Source organism: Pseudomonas sp. B3(2017), from assembly GCF_002113595.1.
In the GTDB taxonomy this organism is placed as follows: Bacteria; Pseudomonadota; Gammaproteobacteria; order Pseudomonadales; family Pseudomonadaceae; genus Aquipseudomonas; species Aquipseudomonas ekonensis.
The window spans coordinates 1,773-3,326 of sequence record NZ_NEIU01000044.1; the positions used below are offsets into that span (position 1 = coordinate 1,773).

General features: G+C 70.3%; 1 protein-coding gene. It reads left to right on the forward strand.

Annotation, left to right across the window (positions count from 1 at the left end):
• The coding region (gene hutH, locus CAG33_RS27990; RefSeq protein ID WP_139833057.1) for a histidine ammonia-lyase at positions 1–1,524 on the forward strand (1,524 nt) is incomplete at its 5' end.
• Positions 1,525–1,554 lie beyond the last annotated feature (30 nt).

Sequence of the window (1,554 nt, forward strand, 5' to 3'; positions counted from 1 at the left end):
CTGAACCTGATTCCCGGCCAACTGACCCTGGCCCAACTGCGTGACGTCTACCAGAGCCCCGTCACGCTGACCCTCGACGACAGCGCCTCGGCGCCGATCGACGCCAGCGTCGCCTGCGTCGAGCGGATCATCGCCGAGAACCGTACCGCCTACGGCATCAACACCGGTTTCGGCCTGCTGGCCTCGACCCGCATCGCCAGCGCGGACCTTGAGAACCTCCAGCGTTCCCTGGTGCTGTCCCACGCCGCCGGCGTCGGCGAGCCGGTCAGCGACGCGCTGTGCCGCCTGATCATGGTGCTCAAGGTCAACAGCCTGAGCCGCGGCTTCTCCGGCATCCGCCGGCAGGTGATCGACGCGCTGATCGCGCTGGTCAACGCCGAGGTCTACCCGCACATCCCGCTCAAGGGCTCGGTCGGCGCCTCCGGCGACCTGGCGCCGCTGGCGCACATGTCGCTGGTGCTGCTGGGCGAGGGCAAGGCGCACCACAAGGGCGAATGGCTGCCGGCCGTCGAGGCCCTGAAGGTCGCCGGCCTCAAGCCGCTGACCCTGGCGGCGAAGGAGGGCCTGGCGCTGCTCAACGGCACCCAGGTGTCCACCGCGTTCGCCCTGCGCGGGCTGTTCGAGGGCGAGGACCTGTTCGCCGGCGCGCTGGCCGTGGGCGGCCTGACCGTCGAGGCGGTGCTCGGCTCGCGTTCGCCGTTCGACGCGCGCATCCATGTCGCCCGTGGCCAGAAGGGCCAGATCGATGCGGCTGCTGCTTACCGCCACCTGCTGGGCGAGCGCAGCGAGGTGTCCGACTCGCACCAGAACTGCGAGAAGGTGCAGGATCCGTACTCCCTGCGCTGCCAGCCGCAGGTCATGGGCGCGTGCCTGACCCAGTTCCGCCAGGCCGCCGAGGTGCTGGCGGTGGAGGCCAACGCCGTATCCGACAACCCGCTGGTGTTCGCCGCCGAGGGCGACGTGATCTCCGGCGGCAACTTCCACGCCGAGCCGGTGGCCATGGCCGCCGACAACATGGCCCTGGCCATCGCCGAGATCGGCTCCCTGAGCGAGCGGCGCATCTCGCTGATGATGGACAAGCACATGTCGCAGCTGCCGCCGTTCCTGGTGGCCAACGGCGGGGTGAACTCCGGCTTCATGATCGCCCAGGTGACGGCCGCGGCGCTGGCCAGCGAGAACAAGGCGCTGGCCCATCCGCACTCGGTGGACAGCCTGCCGACCTCCGCCAACCAGGAAGACCACGTGTCGATGGCCCCGGCCGCCGGCAAGCGCCTGTGGGAAATGGCCGAGAACACCCGCGGGATCCTCGCGGTGGAATGGCTGGCGGCGGCCCAGGGGTTGGATCTGCGCGACGGCCTGAAGAGCTCGCCGGCGCTGGAGCAGGCCCGCGCGGCCCTGCGCGCCGAGGTGCCGTTCTACGAGAAGGACCGTTTCTTTGCGCCGGACATCGACGCGGCGACCGGGCTGCTGGCGTCGCGGTGCCTGAGCGCGTTGGTGCCTGCCAAACTGCTGCCGAGCCTGTAAGGGCCTCATCGCTGGCAAGCCAGCTCCCAC